Origin of the sequence: Citrobacter sp. UYEF32, from assembly GCF_040546205.1 — a bacterium.
GTDB classification, from domain to species: domain Bacteria; phylum Pseudomonadota; class Gammaproteobacteria; order Enterobacterales; family Enterobacteriaceae; genus Phytobacter; species Phytobacter diazotrophicus.
This window is the reverse complement of record NZ_JBEPNI010000005.1, coordinates 350,517-364,565: the sequence shown is the minus strand read 5'-3', so window position 1 is coordinate 364,565 and position 14,049 is coordinate 350,517. Positions and strand designations below refer to the sequence as shown.

Here is a 14,049-nt window from a genome sequence, read left to right as displayed (position 1 = left end):
CTTTATTTGACTTATCAGGTGCTTGCAATATTACTTTAATGTTATTTATGGAAGCGCAAACAACAAGCACTATTTGGCTCATGGAAAGAAAACGACAGGAAAATCTATGACTAGAAAACAGACAACAGTTGCGCTGGCCTTGCTGGCCCTGGCAGTGAGTTCCTCTGTGGCGGCAAAAACCCTGGTCTACTGTTCAGAAGGATCGCCAGAGAATTTCAACCCGCAACTCTATACCTCAGGCACCAGCGTCGACGCCAGCGCGGTTCCGGTTTATAACCGGCTCGTCGATTTTAAAGCCGGGACGACCGAACTCCAGCCAGGGCTGGCCGAGAGTTGGGAGGTCAGCGAAGACGGCAAGGTGTATACCTTCCATCTGCGTAAAGGGGTGAAGTTTCAGAGCAATAAATTCTTTACGCCGACGCGCGATTTTAATGCCGACGACGTCATTTTCTCTTTCATGCGGCAAAAAGACCCGCAGCATCCTTACCATAACGTCTCTAACGGCAACTACTCCAATTTCGAAAGTCTGGAATTTGGCAAGCTGATTACCGCTATCGATAAAGTGGACGACAACACCGTGCGCTTTACGCTGGCACATCCCGAAGCGCCCTTTGTGCCTGACCTGGCCTGGTATTTCGCCTCTATCTTATCTGCTGAATTCGCCGATGCGATGCTAAAAGCCGGGACGCCGGAAAAAGTGGATATGGAGCCAATTGGTACCGGCCCGTTCAAACTGGCTCAGTACCAGAAAGATTCCCGCATTCTGTTTACCGCCTTCCCGGAATACTGGCAGGGCAAAGCAAAGATCGACCGTCTGGTGTTCAGCATTACGCCAGATGCCTCAGTACGTCTCGCCAAGCTTGAGAAAAATGAATGTCAGGTGATGCCATTCCCTAACCCGGCGGATTTGCCGCGTCTGAAAGAGAACAAAGACATTACGCTGATGAGCAAATCGGGGTTGAATACCGGTTTCCTTGCCTTTAACACGCAAAAAGCGCCGCTTGATAACGTTAAAGTGCGCCAGGCGCTGGCGATGGCTATCAATAAACCGGCCATTATCAATGCGGTTTTCCAGGGCACCGGAACCGCCGCGAAAAATCTTCTGCCCCCTGGCGTCTGGAGTGCGGACAGCGAATTGCAGGATTACGCTTACGATCCGCAAAAAGCCAAAGCTTTATTGAAAGAAGCCGGGTTGCCAGAGGGCACCACCATTGATTTGTGGGCGATGCCGGTTCAGCGGCCTTACAACCCGAATGCCAAACGGATGGCCGAGATGATTCAGGCCGACTGGGCGAAAGTCGGGGTCAACGCGAAAATTGTCACATATGAGTGGGGGGAATATTTAAAACGGGTGAAAGGGGGCGAGCATCAGGCGGCGCTGATGGGGTGGACAACGGCGACCGGCGACCCGGATAACTTCTTCGGCCCGCTATTTACCTGTCAGTCTGCCAATGGCGGTTCTAACTCGTCGAAATGGTGCTACCAGCCGTTTGATAAAATCATCGCCGAAGCGAAAACCATTACCGATCACGACAAGCGCGTGGCGCTGTATAAAGAAGCCCAGCAGATGATGCACGATCAAATGCCTGCGGTGATGATTGCCCATTCCACTATTTTTGAACCGGTACGAAATAACGTGAAAGGCTATGAAGTCGATCCGTTCGGTAAACATATTTTCTACCAGGTCGATATCAATAAATAATCAGACGCGCCGGTGCCTTGCGCCGGCGCAAGTGTCCTTTATTAGAACAGTGAGTATTATATTTTTCTGAAATTTGAGCGTGACAGCTTTTTTCCGCCATCGCTGTAGCCAGTTGTTTGCTATAACTTTTAGTGCATATACAAACTCAAAGGGACCTTCCATGCGTACTGTATTTAAAGTTGCCGTGCTTGCCGGCCTGCTTGCGTTATCAGGCTGTGCGTCAAAAGTGACTCAACCTGAACAATATTCCGGCTTCTTAAAAGACTATTCCAACTTACAACAAACAACGTCCGCAAGCGGTAAGCCCGTATTGCGTTGGGTTGATCCTTCATTTGATCTGAGTAAATACGACAGTATTGTCTACCATCCGGTAACCTATTACCCGGTAGCAAAACCGACCAGCCAGGTGAGCCAGCAAACGCTCGACGGGCTGTTGACCTACACGAACACCAAATTGAAAGCTGCCGCCGCACAGCGTAAACCGCTGGTGACCTCTCCGGGTGCGCATAGCCTGATTTTCCGTGGCGCCATTACCGGCGTGGACAGCAGCAAGCAAGGCCTGCAATTCTACGAAGTGATTCCGGTTGCTATGGTGATTGCCGGTACGCAGGCCGCTACAGGTCACCGGACTATGGACACCCATCTCTATTTCGAAGGTGAATTGATTGATGCACAGACCAATAAGCCGGTGATTAAAGTGGTGCGTCAGGGCGAGGGTAAAAGTCTGAGCAATGCCAATGCGCCGATGACGGTAGATACGCTGAAACAGGTCATTGATAACATGGCGACCGATGCCACCATGTTTGATGTTTCCAAAAAATAAAAACAGGCGCGCCATCCCAGAGGATGGCGCTTTTTTTCAGGCTAACTTCCGTATAAACGACAGCGTTCCCGGTCGCGAAAACATCACTAAATTTCCCGTCAGAATCAGCAGCAGGCCGACAACCCCGTTCATATGCCAGACATAACCTTCATAGACCGTTGAAATACTCAGCGCGACCAGCGGAAACAGCAGAGTACTGTAGGCTGCATTGCTGGCACCGATACGGCCCACCAGGGTGAAATAGGCACCAAAGGCAATGACCGATCCAAAGAGGGCGAGATAGACCAGCGCACCCAGATAGCTGAAGGTCCACTCAGGGGTAAAATCATCGCCGCGAAACAGGGCTATTGCGCCCATAATGATTGTCCCGTAAAGCATCGCCCAGGCGTTGGTGGTCATGGTTTCCAGCCCGTTGCGTTGATGGCGCATACTGATCATATTGCCAAGGGAAAAGCCAAATGTACCCAGCATCGAAAGTCCAATACCCAGTAACAGCGTGCTGTTCAGACCGCTGGCCAGCAAATCATCCCAGAATAGCGTCACAATGCCCGTCAGCCCAAGAAAAGCCGCGGGATAGAAGCGCGAAGGGGGCTTCTGACCGAAGAACAGGAAACTGTTAACCGCATTAAACAAGACGGCCATTGAGAAAATGACCGACTCAAGCCCGGTGTTAATCCACGCGGCGGCGTTGTAAAAACAGAGGAAGTTGAAGCCAAACACACAGCATCCTTGCAGGATGCAAAAAAGATGATCCCGCAGGACAAGTTTGCGCAGCCGCCGCAGGGCAATCAACACCACCATGATGGTGAGTGATGCGAGCGCAAAGCGCCAAAAAATAGAGACCGGCGCCGCGACCGGACCCTGTTGCAGAAAAATGGCAATCCATGTCGTGCCCCATATCACCACCACCAGACAATATAAAAAAATGTTCATTGCGATCCCCGTTACGCCAACAGGTTTCCAGTCTTGCCAAAAAATGTCTCTCCGGCTTGCATAAACCCGCCGGTCACTTGCAAATTCTTGCGTTTTTTTGGCGAAACACTGGTATCGGGCAGGCGCAATTCATAGACTGAGATTCTGGTGACATTTTTGTTAATTGCGTCCATGACTGTTTATAAAGCCTTCGAAAATTTGCAACATCACAATGCCGTTCTGCATGACTCGGTTGCGCTGCATTCTGGTATTCAACTTGCGGCATGGTCTAATAAGCGCGATAACATCACCCAGTATTGTGATCACCACACCCTGAGCCTGTACATTGCCGATGGTTACGAGAGCTACCATAAAACGTCGCAGGGCTGGAAAAATGGCGGAGGGCCGGACAGGTTTTGCCTGATGCCAAAAGAGAGCGAATCCAGTTGGGATATCCGTGATGATTTGTCGTTTGTGCATCTTTATTGCACTGACGAACATCTGCGGGACATTGGGGAGAAGGTGTGGGATCGCAGTCCGGCGTCGTTTACCCTTGATGAGAAAACCTTCGCCCAGGATGAGCGCATTACCGCGCTCTACCGCCAGTTCTTACTTGGCAGCGACTGGCATCAGCAGGCGAATCAGCTCACGCTCAGTACGGCTTCTACGCTGCTTCTCACCCATCTTGTCCAGCATTACAGCAATGTGCAGTGGCGTTTGCCCACCGTTAAAGGCGGTCTTGCGCCGGTGGTACTGCGTCAGGTGCTGGACTGGATAGAGGCGAATCTCGCCCAGCCGCTGTTGCTGAGCGATCTGGCGGCGCAGGCAGCGTTAAGTGAATACCATTTCGCGCGGATGTTCCGCCAGTCGATGGGGGTTGCGCCGCATCAGTATGTGATGCATCGCCGGATGGTGCAGGCGAAAGCGCAACTGTTAAATACCGGGCTGCCGCTGACGACAATCGCGATGGCCTGCGGTTTCAGTTCTGCCAGCCATTTCAGTAACCGCTTCCGCGCCGTTTTTGGCATGACGCCGTCGCAATTACGCGCGGCGCGCCAGTGACAGTGCGGCATAGCAGACGCCCCCTGCAACCAGCCCCCAGAAAGCTGACCCCACACCCAGTAGCGTGACGCCGCTGGCGGTAACCAGAAACGTCACGATGCCGGCATCACGCTCTTTTTCCTGGGACAGCGCCTGGAACAGGCTGCCGCCTATCGTACCGAGTAAGGCAAGCCCTGCCAGCGTCTGGATCCAGCTCAGCGGTAAGGCTGCCAGCAATGCGGTGATCGAGCCGCCAAATACGCCCGCTAGCAAATAGAATACACCCGCCGCCACCGCAGCCTTCCAGCGCTGTGCGGCGTCGGGGTGCGCATCCGGGCTCTGACAAATTGCCGCCGTAATGGCGGCGATGCAGATAGAGAAAACCCCAAACGGCGAGAAAAGCAGCGCCAGCCCTCCGGTAAAAATGGTCAGCGGCGACACTGCCGCACGATAGCCCGCCGCCTGCATTGTCGCGAAGCCTGGCGCATTTTGTGACGCCATCGTGGCGAGAAAAAAGGGTATGCCGATACTGATAAACGAGGTCCAGTTGAAGACCGGACGGGTAAATTCCGGTACCACAAAGGCAACGTCCAGTTTCGCAGTGACAATATCGCCGCTAAGCCAGGCGACCAGTGCGCCAATAATCAGTGTCGCCACAATGGCATAGCGTGGGGCGAGGACTTTACAGACCAGCCAGGCCAGTAGCATACTGCCGCACAGCACAAAATGGCCCTCAACGTTGTGAAACGCCTGCAAGCCGAAACGCAACAGGATCCCGGCGAGCATGGCTGCCGCGAGGGTATGCGGAATAATTTTCATCAGCCGGGCGAACAGTCCGGTCACGCCGCAAAGCACAATCAGCGCATTAGCAAAAATAAACACGCCGATGGCTTCGGCAAGCGTCAATCCTTGCAAGCTCGTCGCCAGCAATGCGGCACCGGGCGTGGACCAGGCGGTCAGTATTGGCATGCGATACCACAGCGACAGCGCGATGGTGCTGACACCCATGCCTAAACCGAGCGCCGTCATCCAGCCGGCAATTTGTGTGGCGCTGGCCCCCGCTGCGGCAGCAGCCTGCCAGATAATAGCGGCAGAGCTGGCATAGCCGACCAGTACGGCCACAAAACCCGCCAGAAGCGTGGTAAAAGGAAACACGTGAGTGCGCATGATCTTTCCTCGTGCGTTATAGCGTCCAACGAATGTACCATTGTGCGTTATAGCGTACAAGCATGCGCAGCGAGACTGACAGGAGGAAAAATGGATCTAACACATTATCTGGCGAGCACCTTAAAGAATCTCCGTCAGGCACGCGGCTGGAGCCTCTCGCGTCTGGCTGACGAGACGGGCGTGTCAAAAGCGATGCTCGGGCAAATTGAACGTAATGAATCCAGCCCCACGGTGGCAACGCTGTGGAAAATCGCCACCGGTCTCAATGTGCCGTTTTCGTCCTTTATTGCGCCGTCGGAAAGCGAAACACCCCATTCCTTCGATCCGCAGCAGCAGGCTATGGTGGTCACTCCGCTGTTCCCCTGGGATGAAGCGCTGCATTTTGATCTCTTCTCGATAATCCTGGCGCCGGGCGCCCTGAGCGAATCAACGCCGCATGAGCAGGGGGTCATTGAACATGTGGTGGTGATTGGCGGGGTGCTGGAGATGTGTATTGAAGGGCAGTGGCGAACCCTGACGGCGGGTAGCGGGATTCGTTTCGCTGGCGACCGTCCCCATGCCTATCGTAATAGCTCAGCACAGAGCGCGCATTTCCACTCGCTTATCCACTACCCAAAAGAAAAAACCGCAAGCAAGCTTGCGGCAAAGAACGACGACGAGTAAACAACAACGTACAACGTGACGAGGAATGTCCGATTACGCGTCCTCTTCCAAATGGCCTCTTTGGGCTGCCCCGGCCACTCAGTCACTTACTTATGTAAGCTCCAGAGGTTGCCGCTTGCCGCCGCGACGCCATTTGAACGCTTTCGCGTAATAGTGGTTACCTTAACCTGCGCCGTTACGGCTGGAAAATAGCAATTTCATCAATGCTTTGCCGCCTGGCGGAAATTGGCCTTCGCCACAGGTGGTGAAAAGCCGGGGATGTGACTACAATAGCCGCCATTTTGCACATAATGGATAACGACGATTGTATGCGCCTGCAACCCCATCATCTTGAACTCTTAAGCCCTGCCCGTGACACCGCGATCGCTCGCGAAGCCATTTTGCACGGTGCGGACGCGGTCTATATCGGCGGCCCGGGGTTCGGTGCCCGCCATAACGCCAGCAACAGCTTGCAGGATATTGCCAGCCTGGTGCCGTTTGCCCATCGCTATGGCGCGAAAGTGTTTATCACACTGAACACCATTCTGCATGATGATGAGCTGGAGCCTGCTCAGCGCCTGATTACCGATCTGTACGAAACCGGGGTGGATGCCCTGATTGTGCAGGATATGGGGATCATGCAACTCGACATTCCGCCGATTGAGCTGCATGCCAGTACCCAGTGCGACATCCGCAGCGTAGAAAAGGCGAAGTTCCTCTCCGATGCCGGTTTTAGCCAGATTGTATTGGCGCGTGAGTTGAACCTGCAGCAGATCCGCGATATTCACGCCTGTACTGACGCGACCATCGAGTTCTTTATTCATGGCGCGCTGTGCGTGGCCTATTCCGGGCAGTGTTATATTTCCCACGCCCAGACGGGGCGCAGTGCCAACCGTGGGGACTGCTCGCAGGCCTGCCGCCTGCCGTACACCCTGAAAGACGATCAGGGGCGCGTCGTGGCCTATGAAAAACATCTGCTGTCAATGAAAGATAATGACCAGACCGCTAATCTTGGTGCGCTAATTGATGCCGGCGTACGCTCCTTCAAGATTGAAGGGCGCTACAAAGACATGAGCTATGTAAAAAACATTACCGCGCATTATCGCCAGATGCTGGATGTGATTATTGAAGACCGCGGCGACCTGGCGCGGGCATCGGCGGGGCGCACAGAGCACTTCTTTATTCCGTCCACCGATAAAACCTTCCATCGCGGTAGTACTGATTATTTTGTGAATGCGCGTAAAGGCGATATCGGTGCGTTTGATTCGCCGAAATTTATCGGTCTGCCGGTCGGTGAAGTGCTGAAAGTAACCAAAGAGTACCTGGACGTAGAAGCCAGCGAGCCGTTGGCAAACGGGGATGGTCTGAACGTACTCATCAAGCGTGACGTTGTCGGTTTTCGCGCCAACACGGTAGAAAAAACGGGCGAAGGTCGTTACCGCGTCTGGCCGAATGAAATGCCCGCGGAGATGTATAAAGTGCGCCCGCACCATCCGCTGAACCGTAACCTGGACCATAACTGGCAACAGGCACTGACCAAAACCTCCAGTGAACGTCGCATCGCCGTGGATATTGAAGTGAGCGGCTGGCAGGAACAACTGGTGCTGACCCTGACCAGTGAAGATGGGGTCAGCGTTACCCATACTCTCGACGGGCAATTCGATGAGGCGAACAACGCGGAAAAAGCGATCAATAGCCTGAAAGAGGGCGTGGCAAAACTGGGGCAAACCATCTACTACGCCCGTCATATCGCTATCAACTTGCCGGGTGCGTTGTTTGTGCCGAACAGTATGTTAAATGCGTTTCGTCGCGACACCGTTGAAATGCTTGATGAGGCGCGTCTGGCGAGTTACCAGCGCGGCAGCCGTAAAGCTGTCTCCGATCCGGCACCGGTCTATCCTGATACCCATCTGACTTTCCTGGCGAACGTTTACAACCATAAAGCGCGTGAGTTCTACCAGCGTTTCGGTGTGCAACTGATTGATGGCGCATATGAAATGCATGAAGAGAAGGGCGATGTGCCGGTGATGATCACCAAACACTGCCTGCGCTTTGCCTTTAACCTGTGCCCGAAACAGGCCAAAGGGAATATCAAAAGCTGGAAGGCAACCCCAATGCAACTGGTGCATGGCGATGAAGTGCTTACGCTGAAATTCGATTGCCGGCCATGTGAAATGCATGTGGTTGGGAAAATCAAAAATCACATTCTGAAGATGCCGCTCGCCGGGAGTGTTGTGGCATCGGTCAGCCCTGAAGATCTGTTGAAAACGCTGCCTAAGCGCAAAGGCGTTTAAGACAGCACATCCCGCACAGTCGCGGCAGGGTATGTGCCGCGACTGTATTTACATCTTAGCGTTTATCATCCGGCAACGGCGGTTTTTTACCGTCTTTGGGCGGCTGTTTGCCGTCATGCTTTGGCGGCTGGCCGTCGCGGTGATGCGCGCTGTCATCATGCTTCCACGCTTTCCCGTCATTATTCCTGTGCTCCCGCGCATGTTGCGGGTTTTTGTCGTCATGACGCGGCGGCTGACCGTCGTGCGTTAGCGGATATTTTTGCGGTGGGACAGGCGCGTTGTCTGCGGCAAACACATAAGACGACAAACTCATGGCCACAATGGCAGACAGTGTCACGATCTTTTTCATACTCACTCCTTCTCTCATTTATCTGAGTGACACGGATTTCAACAACAAATCGTGGAGAGAGTATGAAGACATCTTTAATTAAGAATATTCCTTCCATAGTAACTGTAAAAAATAAACGAATATGTTACCTGACAGACAGTAATTATATTATTTGCTGCAATTTATGCGTTGCATCACACTATTAACATAATTTTCACAGGTCAAATATTGATACTCGCATCTCATTTTATTAATCTTTGATTTTTATAGTTTTAATTTCATTATGCCCGGGTGGACTTTATTGGGTTTCGTTAAAGATTTCACTTAGTTTGACGATAATTACACTGTGATCAAAATATATTCGTGGAATTTCCCGGCACTGTAAAAATCATAGACTTGATGTATAGCCTGCTAAGTTCCATAAATTCACCAGACGCTCCACCCTATAAATGATCTCATAATACATAAAAGGTGAAATATGTTATCTATGGCGAAAAGGTTTTTAACCGCACCCTTAGGTCGCAGCCGCTCACAGCCTGCGAATGGTACCTATGATTGCCAGAATATGCCTCAGTCATTATCAGCAGCGGGTTTAAGCAATAAAGCCAGCGGTATCCTCATGACATTCGTCCCCCCTGGTGCCGACTATTCAAGCGTGAGCCAGGCGTGGCAACGGTTTTCTTCTCCAGCCTTAACGGTTATTACGCTTTCTTCCAGTGGCGCATTGAGCAGTAGCTGTCGTGAGACGACCTATTGTGATGCGGCGGGGCAACAGGGTAGCTGGTTAATGCTGCCCAAAACACTCATTGCCGGGCACGAAACCCATATTATTGATTTACATGTTAAAGATACCCGAACAGCAACAGATCGCATCATTGCAATTCAGAACGAGCTGGAGCGGTTACAGGTACGCATGCCGCTCTCCTCAGATCATACTTTTGCCATGGTGTATTGTGACGGGCTCTCTGCCTCCGAAGGCTTTCTGATGCAGGCCTGGTATAATTGTGGGCGTTTTCCCTGCCTGGCTATCGGCGGTTCAGCAGGCGGCAAACTCACCTTTGACGGCACCTGGATAAGCGTGAATGGCAAAGTGCTGCAGGGCAAAGCGGTGATTATCTTTTGCAAAATGGCACCAGGAAAATCCTTCGCACCCTTCAAAAGCCAAAACTTCAAACCACGCAATAAAAGCTGGCTGATTGCTCAGGCGGATCCGGTCGCCCGAACGGTGACGTCAGTCTTTAATGAACAGGGTGAACAGAAGCCTTTCACTGCTGTTCTGGCCGAACTCCTGCAATGTGGTGAGCAGCAGGTGGCCGAAAAACTAAAAGGGCTCACTTTCGGGGTTAAAGTCGGAGATGAATATTTCATTCGCTCTGTCGCAAAAATTGATGCTGAAGGGGTTCATTTTTTCTGTGATCTGGAATTTGGCGATCGCTTGCATTTACTGGAAGAAACCGACTTTAAGCAAGCGACACTGCATGACTGGAAAAACTTTATTACCGGACGAGGTAAACCGGCGGCCATTCTGATGAATGACTGTATTTTGCGCCGTCTTGGCAGCGAATCACACTTACACAATGCCCATTTCTTTAAAGGCTTGCCCGCTGCCGGTTTTTCCAGCTTTGGGGAGATCCTCGGCGTTCCCATTAATCAGACGCTCTCCGCGCTGGTCTTTTTCAATCATGACGTGAAAGCCATGGCGCATTTCCCGGTGGAATATGCACGATATGCCGGGCATTACGCCCAGCGTGCGCTGCGCCGTTGGGAGGCACTGAATGATTTTCAAAGCGGTGTGATTAATCGTGTCGTGGCATATCAACAAAAATTGGGTCCCCTGATGACGGCATTACCGATGCTGGAAGCCGCGACGCAGACACAAAACGACACCTTAGGAATGGCAGAAAATAGCATCCGTTCGATCAGCGATATTGCGCTCAAGAGCCAACAGGCGCAAAACCGGCTGGTGGAAGGGCTGGACGACCTGGAGAAAATCTCAGCGGGGATTAATGAGATAACCAGCGGGATCAGTAACATTGCTTTTCAGACAAACATTCTCGCGCTCAATGCGGCGGTGGAAGCTGCGCGGGCGGGTGAAGCCGGGCGCGGATTTGCCGTGGTGGCAAGCGAAGTCCGGCGGCTGGCGCACTCGTCCAAAGAGCAGGCAGACGCTACGGCCGCCAATATCAACCAGGCGGTAAATACGATTTCCCGCATCCGTACCGTTGCCAATAATACCGTGGAGACCGCCAGCAATATGGCTCAGCACTCCATTTCCGCGGCTGACACCATCGCGGCCATGAGCAGTAAAACCAATAACGAACGGGATAATATTGTGAAGCATCTCAGTAGCCTGCACGCCCTGACATCCGGCATGGATGCGATGCAGGAAGCGGTGGCGCAACTGACGGTGTTGCAAAAACTCTCCACCCGCCACGGCCAGCACTAAAAAAGCTGCCCTGATGTTCAGCATCAGGGCAGCTTTGCAAGCCGGTTGTATACGTCGCCGGGTCATAAAACTAGTGCGACTTAAACCCCGCGGCGGTCATCAGTACGCGGAAAAACAGGCCGACCAGCGCAAGGGCCAGCACACTGCCGCCCCATAAAACGACCAGCCACATCAGGCGTTTCCATAAGGGTTGTTGCATCAGTGATATCCCTCCCCATGCTGAACTTTGCCGCGAAATACGTAGTAGCTCCAGAAGGTATAGACAAGAATAATCGGGATAATCAGCAGCGCGCCAACCAACATAAAGCCCTGGCTTTGTGCGGGGGCTGCCGCCTGCCACAGGGTGATGGACGGCGGAATAATATGCGGCCAGATACTGATGCCAAGCCCGCTGAATCCGAGGAAGATCAGCCCGAGCGTCAGCACAAACGGTAATTTTTCGCTCTGTGGATGATTCAGGCTGCGCCATTGCCACAGGCTCAGCAATACGACTAATACAGGGACGGGCAGCAGGAAAACCAGATTTGGCAACGTAAACCAGCGGTTGGCAATGGCCGGGTGGGCAAGCGGTGTCCAGAGACTGATTACCGCAATCACCAGCAGCAGGGCCAGTAAGAGCCGCTTTGCGAGCTGGCGCATCCGCGTCTGCAAGCTGTTTTCGCTCTTCATCACCAGCCACGTCGCCCCCAGCAAGGCATAGGCGACCACCAGCCCGAGGCCACAAAACAGAGTGAACGGGCTCAACCAGTCGAAGGGCCCCCCGGCGAAGGTGCGCCCGCTAACCGGAAAACCGTTAATCACCGCCCCAACAACGACCCCCTGTGTGAAGGTTGCCAGAATCGAGCCGCCTAAGAACGCTTTATCCCAGAAAGGACGGTGCGCGGGTGTCGCTTTGAAGCGAAACTCAAAGGCTACACCGCGAAAAATTAACCCCACCAGCATCAGCGTGAGCGGGATGGTCAGCGCATCGATAATCACCGCATACGCCAGCGGGAAGGCGCCAAACAGCGCCGCACCGCCGAGCACCAGCCAGGTTTCGTTGCCGTCCCATACCGGGGCGACGCTATTCACCATCACATCGCGGTCTTCGGCGTTTTGCGTCGCGGGAAAGAGAATGCCAATCCCCAGATCAAAACCGTCCATCACGATATACATCAGGGTGGCAAAGACGATAATCACAAACCAGATAAGCGAAAGATCGATACCCATTACGGTTTCTCCTGCAGACTGTCGTGAGTATTCACCGCCGAAAGCGGCCGGGCGGGGCGTCCATCCTGTTCACTGGCAAAGGATTCATTCGCCTGAGGCCCTTTTTTAATCAACCGCACCATGTAGCTGTACCCCACGCCAAACACCGAACTGTAAACGAGGATAAAACCCAGCAGGCTGATGCTCATATGCAGCGTGCCATGGGCGGAAACGGCATCGGCGGTACGCTGCAAGCCATAGACCACCCACGGCTGGCGGCCCACCTCTGTGGTTACCCAACCGGCAAGAATCGCCAGCAAACCCGATGGCCCCATCAATAATGCGAACCACAGAAACGGGCGCGAGTGATAGAGGCGCTGCTTGCGGCGCAGCCACACGGCGAGAACACCCAGCAATATCATCAACAGACCAAGCCCCACCATCAGGCGAAACGACCAGAACACCACGGTCGAATTAGGCCGGTCCTCTTTGGCGAACGATTTCAGCGCGGGAACCTGTTTGTCCAGGCTGTGGGTGAGGATCAGGCTACCCAGCGCCGGAATCGCCAGCCCATAGCGGGTGCGCTCTTGTTCCATATCCGGCCAGCCAAACAGCAACAAAGGCGTCGGCTCGCCGGGTGGGTTTTCCCAATGGCCTTCTATCGCCGCAATTTTGGCGGGCTGATGCTCCAGCGTGTTCAGCCCGTGCATATCGCCGATCAGCGCCTGGATAGGGGCCACAATGAGCGTCATCCATAGCGCCATGGAAAACATGGCGCGAATGGCCGGTGAATGATTGCCCTTAAGCAAGTGCCAGGCGGCCGACGCGCCAACAAACAGCGCGCTGCTAAGGAACGCGGCAACGGACATATGCAACAGGCGATACGGGAAGGAAGGGTTAAACACCACCGCAAACCAGTCGACAGGTACCACCTGGCCATTCACAATTTCATAGCCCTGCGGCGTTTGCATCCAACTATTGGAGGCGAGGATCCAGAAGGTGGAAATGATCGTCCCCAGCGCCACCATGCAGGTGGCGAAGAAGTGCAGCCCTGGGCCAACCTTGTTCCAGCCAAACAGCATCACCCCTAAGAACCCGGCTTCGAGGAAGAACGCGGTCAGCACTTCATAGGTCAGTAACGGGCCGGTGATGCTACCGGCAAACTGGGAAAATCCGCTCCAGTTGGTGCCAAATTGATAGGCCATCACCAGACCGGAGACCACGCCCATGCCAAAATTGACGGCGAAGATTTTCGACCAGAAGTGGTAGAGCGAACGCCACACCGGATTGCCGGTTTTCAACCACAGCCCCTCCAGCACCGCAAGGTAGCTGGCAAGACCGATGGTGATCGCCGGAAAAATAATATGGAAGGAAACCGTAAAGGCAAACTGGATCCTTGCCAGATGAAACGCATCTAAACCCAACATACTTAACCTCTGAAAAATGGCTCTCCCGCAAATGGTAAAGAGCGGCGGAGAGGATTATCAGAGGCAGAAAAGCCAAATT

General features: G+C 53.3%; 13 protein-coding genes. 6 read left to right on the top strand and 7 right to left on the bottom strand.

All coding sequences use genetic code 11. The features are described 5' to 3' along the window. Nucleotides 1-106: 106 nt before the first annotated feature. The gene (locus ABIB59_RS16295; protein ID WP_354036190.1) at nucleotides 107-1,702 is read left to right on the top strand and encodes an ABC transporter substrate-binding protein; all 1,596 of its coding nucleotides are present in this window, start codon (nucleotides 107-109) and stop codon (nucleotides 1,700-1,702) included. Nucleotides 1,703-1,862: 160 nt separating this feature from the next. Further along, nucleotides 1,863-2,525, top strand: coding sequence for a DUF3313 domain-containing protein (locus ABIB59_RS16290; RefSeq protein WP_039079114.1), 663 nt, complete (start codon nucleotides 1,863-1,865; stop codon nucleotides 2,523-2,525). Between the two features lie 36 nt (nucleotides 2,526-2,561). On the opposite strand, the gene ABIB59_RS16285 is transcribed toward ABIB59_RS16290, so the two are convergent. Together ABIB59_RS16285 and ABIB59_RS16280 are read right to left on the bottom strand one after the other, a co-directional pair. Then, nucleotides 2,562-3,458 carry a DMT family transporter gene (locus ABIB59_RS16285; RefSeq protein ID WP_039079113.1) on the bottom strand — a complete coding sequence of 299 codons (897 nt, stop codon included), beginning with the start codon at nucleotides 3,456-3,458 and terminating at the stop codon, nucleotides 2,562-2,564. A gap of 11 nt (nucleotides 3,459-3,469) precedes the next feature. Next, nucleotides 3,470-3,631, bottom strand: a complete 162-nt coding sequence (locus ABIB59_RS16280) for a hypothetical protein (RefSeq protein WP_158276520.1) — start codon at nucleotides 3,629-3,631, stop codon at nucleotides 3,470-3,472. On the opposite strand from ABIB59_RS16280, the gene ABIB59_RS16275 reads away from it, so the two are divergent. Further along, on the top strand, nucleotides 3,630-4,499 hold the full coding sequence (locus ABIB59_RS16275; RefSeq protein ID WP_296416893.1) for an AraC family transcriptional regulator: 870 nt from the start codon (nucleotides 3,630-3,632) through the stop codon (nucleotides 4,497-4,499). The two genes, ABIB59_RS16280 and ABIB59_RS16275, sit on opposite strands and share 2 nt — an antisense overlap. On the opposite strand, the gene ABIB59_RS16270 is transcribed toward ABIB59_RS16275, so the two are convergent. After that, on the bottom strand, nucleotides 4,479-5,645 hold the full coding sequence (locus ABIB59_RS16270; RefSeq protein ID WP_354036188.1) for a benzoate/H(+) symporter BenE family transporter: 1,167 nt from the start codon (nucleotides 5,643-5,645) through the stop codon (nucleotides 4,479-4,481). The two genes, ABIB59_RS16275 and ABIB59_RS16270, sit on opposite strands and share 21 nt — an antisense overlap. Nucleotides 5,646-5,735: 90 nt before the next feature. On the opposite strand from ABIB59_RS16270, the gene ABIB59_RS16265 reads away from it, so the two are divergent. Both ABIB59_RS16265 and ABIB59_RS16260 read left to right on the top strand, forming a co-directional pair. Continuing rightward, nucleotides 5,736-6,308 carry a helix-turn-helix domain-containing protein gene (locus tag ABIB59_RS16265; RefSeq protein ID WP_079497484.1) on the top strand — a complete coding sequence of 191 codons (573 nt, stop codon included), beginning with the start codon at nucleotides 5,736-5,738 and terminating at the stop codon, nucleotides 6,306-6,308. Between the two features lie 308 nt (nucleotides 6,309-6,616). Further along, nucleotides 6,617-8,581, top strand: a complete 1,965-nt coding sequence (locus ABIB59_RS16260) for a peptidase U32 family protein (protein ID WP_354036361.1) — start codon at nucleotides 6,617-6,619, stop codon at nucleotides 8,579-8,581. A gap of 55 nt (nucleotides 8,582-8,636) precedes the next feature. Here ABIB59_RS16260 and ABIB59_RS16255 read toward each other — a convergent pair whose 3' ends face one another. Continuing rightward, nucleotides 8,637-8,930, bottom strand: coding sequence for a hypothetical protein (locus ABIB59_RS16255; RefSeq protein WP_110296424.1), 294 nt, complete (start codon nucleotides 8,928-8,930; stop codon nucleotides 8,637-8,639). Nucleotides 8,931-9,387: 457 nt separating this feature from the next. On the opposite strand from ABIB59_RS16255, the gene ABIB59_RS16250 reads away from it, so the two are divergent. After that, complete coding sequence (locus tag ABIB59_RS16250) at nucleotides 9,388-11,355, top strand: methyl-accepting chemotaxis protein (RefSeq protein WP_071194132.1); 1,968 nt, start codon at nucleotides 9,388-9,390, stop codon at nucleotides 11,353-11,355. Between the two features lie 70 nt (nucleotides 11,356-11,425). Here the strand turns inward: ABIB59_RS16250 and ABIB59_RS16245 are convergent, their stop codons facing one another. From ABIB59_RS16245 to ABIB59_RS16235, 3 genes are read right to left on the bottom strand one after another with little or no spacing between them, the layout of a single operon-like run. After that, nucleotides 11,426-11,554: a DUF2474 domain-containing protein gene (locus ABIB59_RS16245; RefSeq protein WP_071194133.1), complete on the bottom strand. Its 129-nt coding sequence runs from the start codon at nucleotides 11,552-11,554 to the stop codon at nucleotides 11,426-11,428. Further along, complete coding sequence (cydB, locus tag ABIB59_RS16240) at nucleotides 11,554-12,564, bottom strand: cytochrome d ubiquinol oxidase subunit II (protein ID WP_354036185.1); 1,011 nt, start codon at nucleotides 12,562-12,564, stop codon at nucleotides 11,554-11,556. Before cydB ends, ABIB59_RS16245 begins: the two co-directional genes overlap by 1 nt. Further along, on the bottom strand, nucleotides 12,564-13,970 hold the full coding sequence (locus ABIB59_RS16235) for a cytochrome ubiquinol oxidase subunit I (protein WP_354036183.1): 1,407 nt from the start codon (nucleotides 13,968-13,970) through the stop codon (nucleotides 12,564-12,566). The genes cydB and ABIB59_RS16235 overlap by 1 nt, the downstream gene beginning before the upstream one ends. Nucleotides 13,971-14,049 lie beyond the last annotated feature (79 nt).

What these genes read in the sequence shown, in the direction of transcription:
- ABIB59_RS16295 (WP_354036190.1), top strand. Translation starts at nt 107, where the DNA reads ATGACTAGAAAACAGACAACAGTTGCGCTGGCCTTGCTGGCCCTGGCA.
- ABIB59_RS16290 (WP_039079114.1), top strand. Translation starts at nt 1,863, where the DNA reads ATGCGTACTGTATTTAAAGTTGCCGTGCTTGCCGGCCTGCTTGCGTTA.
- ABIB59_RS16285 (WP_039079113.1), bottom strand. Translation starts at nt 3,458, where the DNA reads ATGAACATTTTTTTATATTGTCTGGTGGTGGTGATATGGGGCACGACA.
- ABIB59_RS16275 (WP_296416893.1), top strand. Translation starts at nt 3,630, where the DNA reads ATGACTGTTTATAAAGCCTTCGAAAATTTGCAACATCACAATGCCGTT.
- ABIB59_RS16280 (WP_158276520.1), bottom strand. Translation starts at nt 3,631, where the DNA reads ATGGACGCAATTAACAAAAATGTCACCAGAATCTCAGTCTATGAATTG.
- ABIB59_RS16270 (WP_354036188.1), bottom strand. Translation starts at nt 5,645, where the DNA reads ATGCGCACTCACGTGTTTCCTTTTACCACGCTTCTGGCGGGTTTTGTG.
- ABIB59_RS16265 (WP_079497484.1), top strand. Translation starts at nt 5,736, where the DNA reads ATGGATCTAACACATTATCTGGCGAGCACCTTAAAGAATCTCCGTCAG.
- ABIB59_RS16260 (WP_354036361.1), top strand. Translation starts at nt 6,617, where the DNA reads ATGCGCCTGCAACCCCATCATCTTGAACTCTTAAGCCCTGCCCGTGAC.
- ABIB59_RS16255 (WP_110296424.1), bottom strand. Translation starts at nt 8,930, where the DNA reads ATGAAAAAGATCGTGACACTGTCTGCCATTGTGGCCATGAGTTTGTCG.
- ABIB59_RS16250 (WP_071194132.1), top strand. Translation starts at nt 9,388, where the DNA reads ATGTTATCTATGGCGAAAAGGTTTTTAACCGCACCCTTAGGTCGCAGC.
- ABIB59_RS16245 (WP_071194133.1), bottom strand. Translation starts at nt 11,554, where the DNA reads ATGCAACAACCCTTATGGAAACGCCTGATGTGGCTGGTCGTTTTATGG.
- cydB (WP_354036185.1), bottom strand. Translation starts at nt 12,564, where the DNA reads ATGGGTATCGATCTTTCGCTTATCTGGTTTGTGATTATCGTCTTTGCC.
- ABIB59_RS16235 (WP_354036183.1), bottom strand. Translation starts at nt 13,970, where the DNA reads ATGTTGGGTTTAGATGCGTTTCATCTGGCAAGGATCCAGTTTGCCTTT.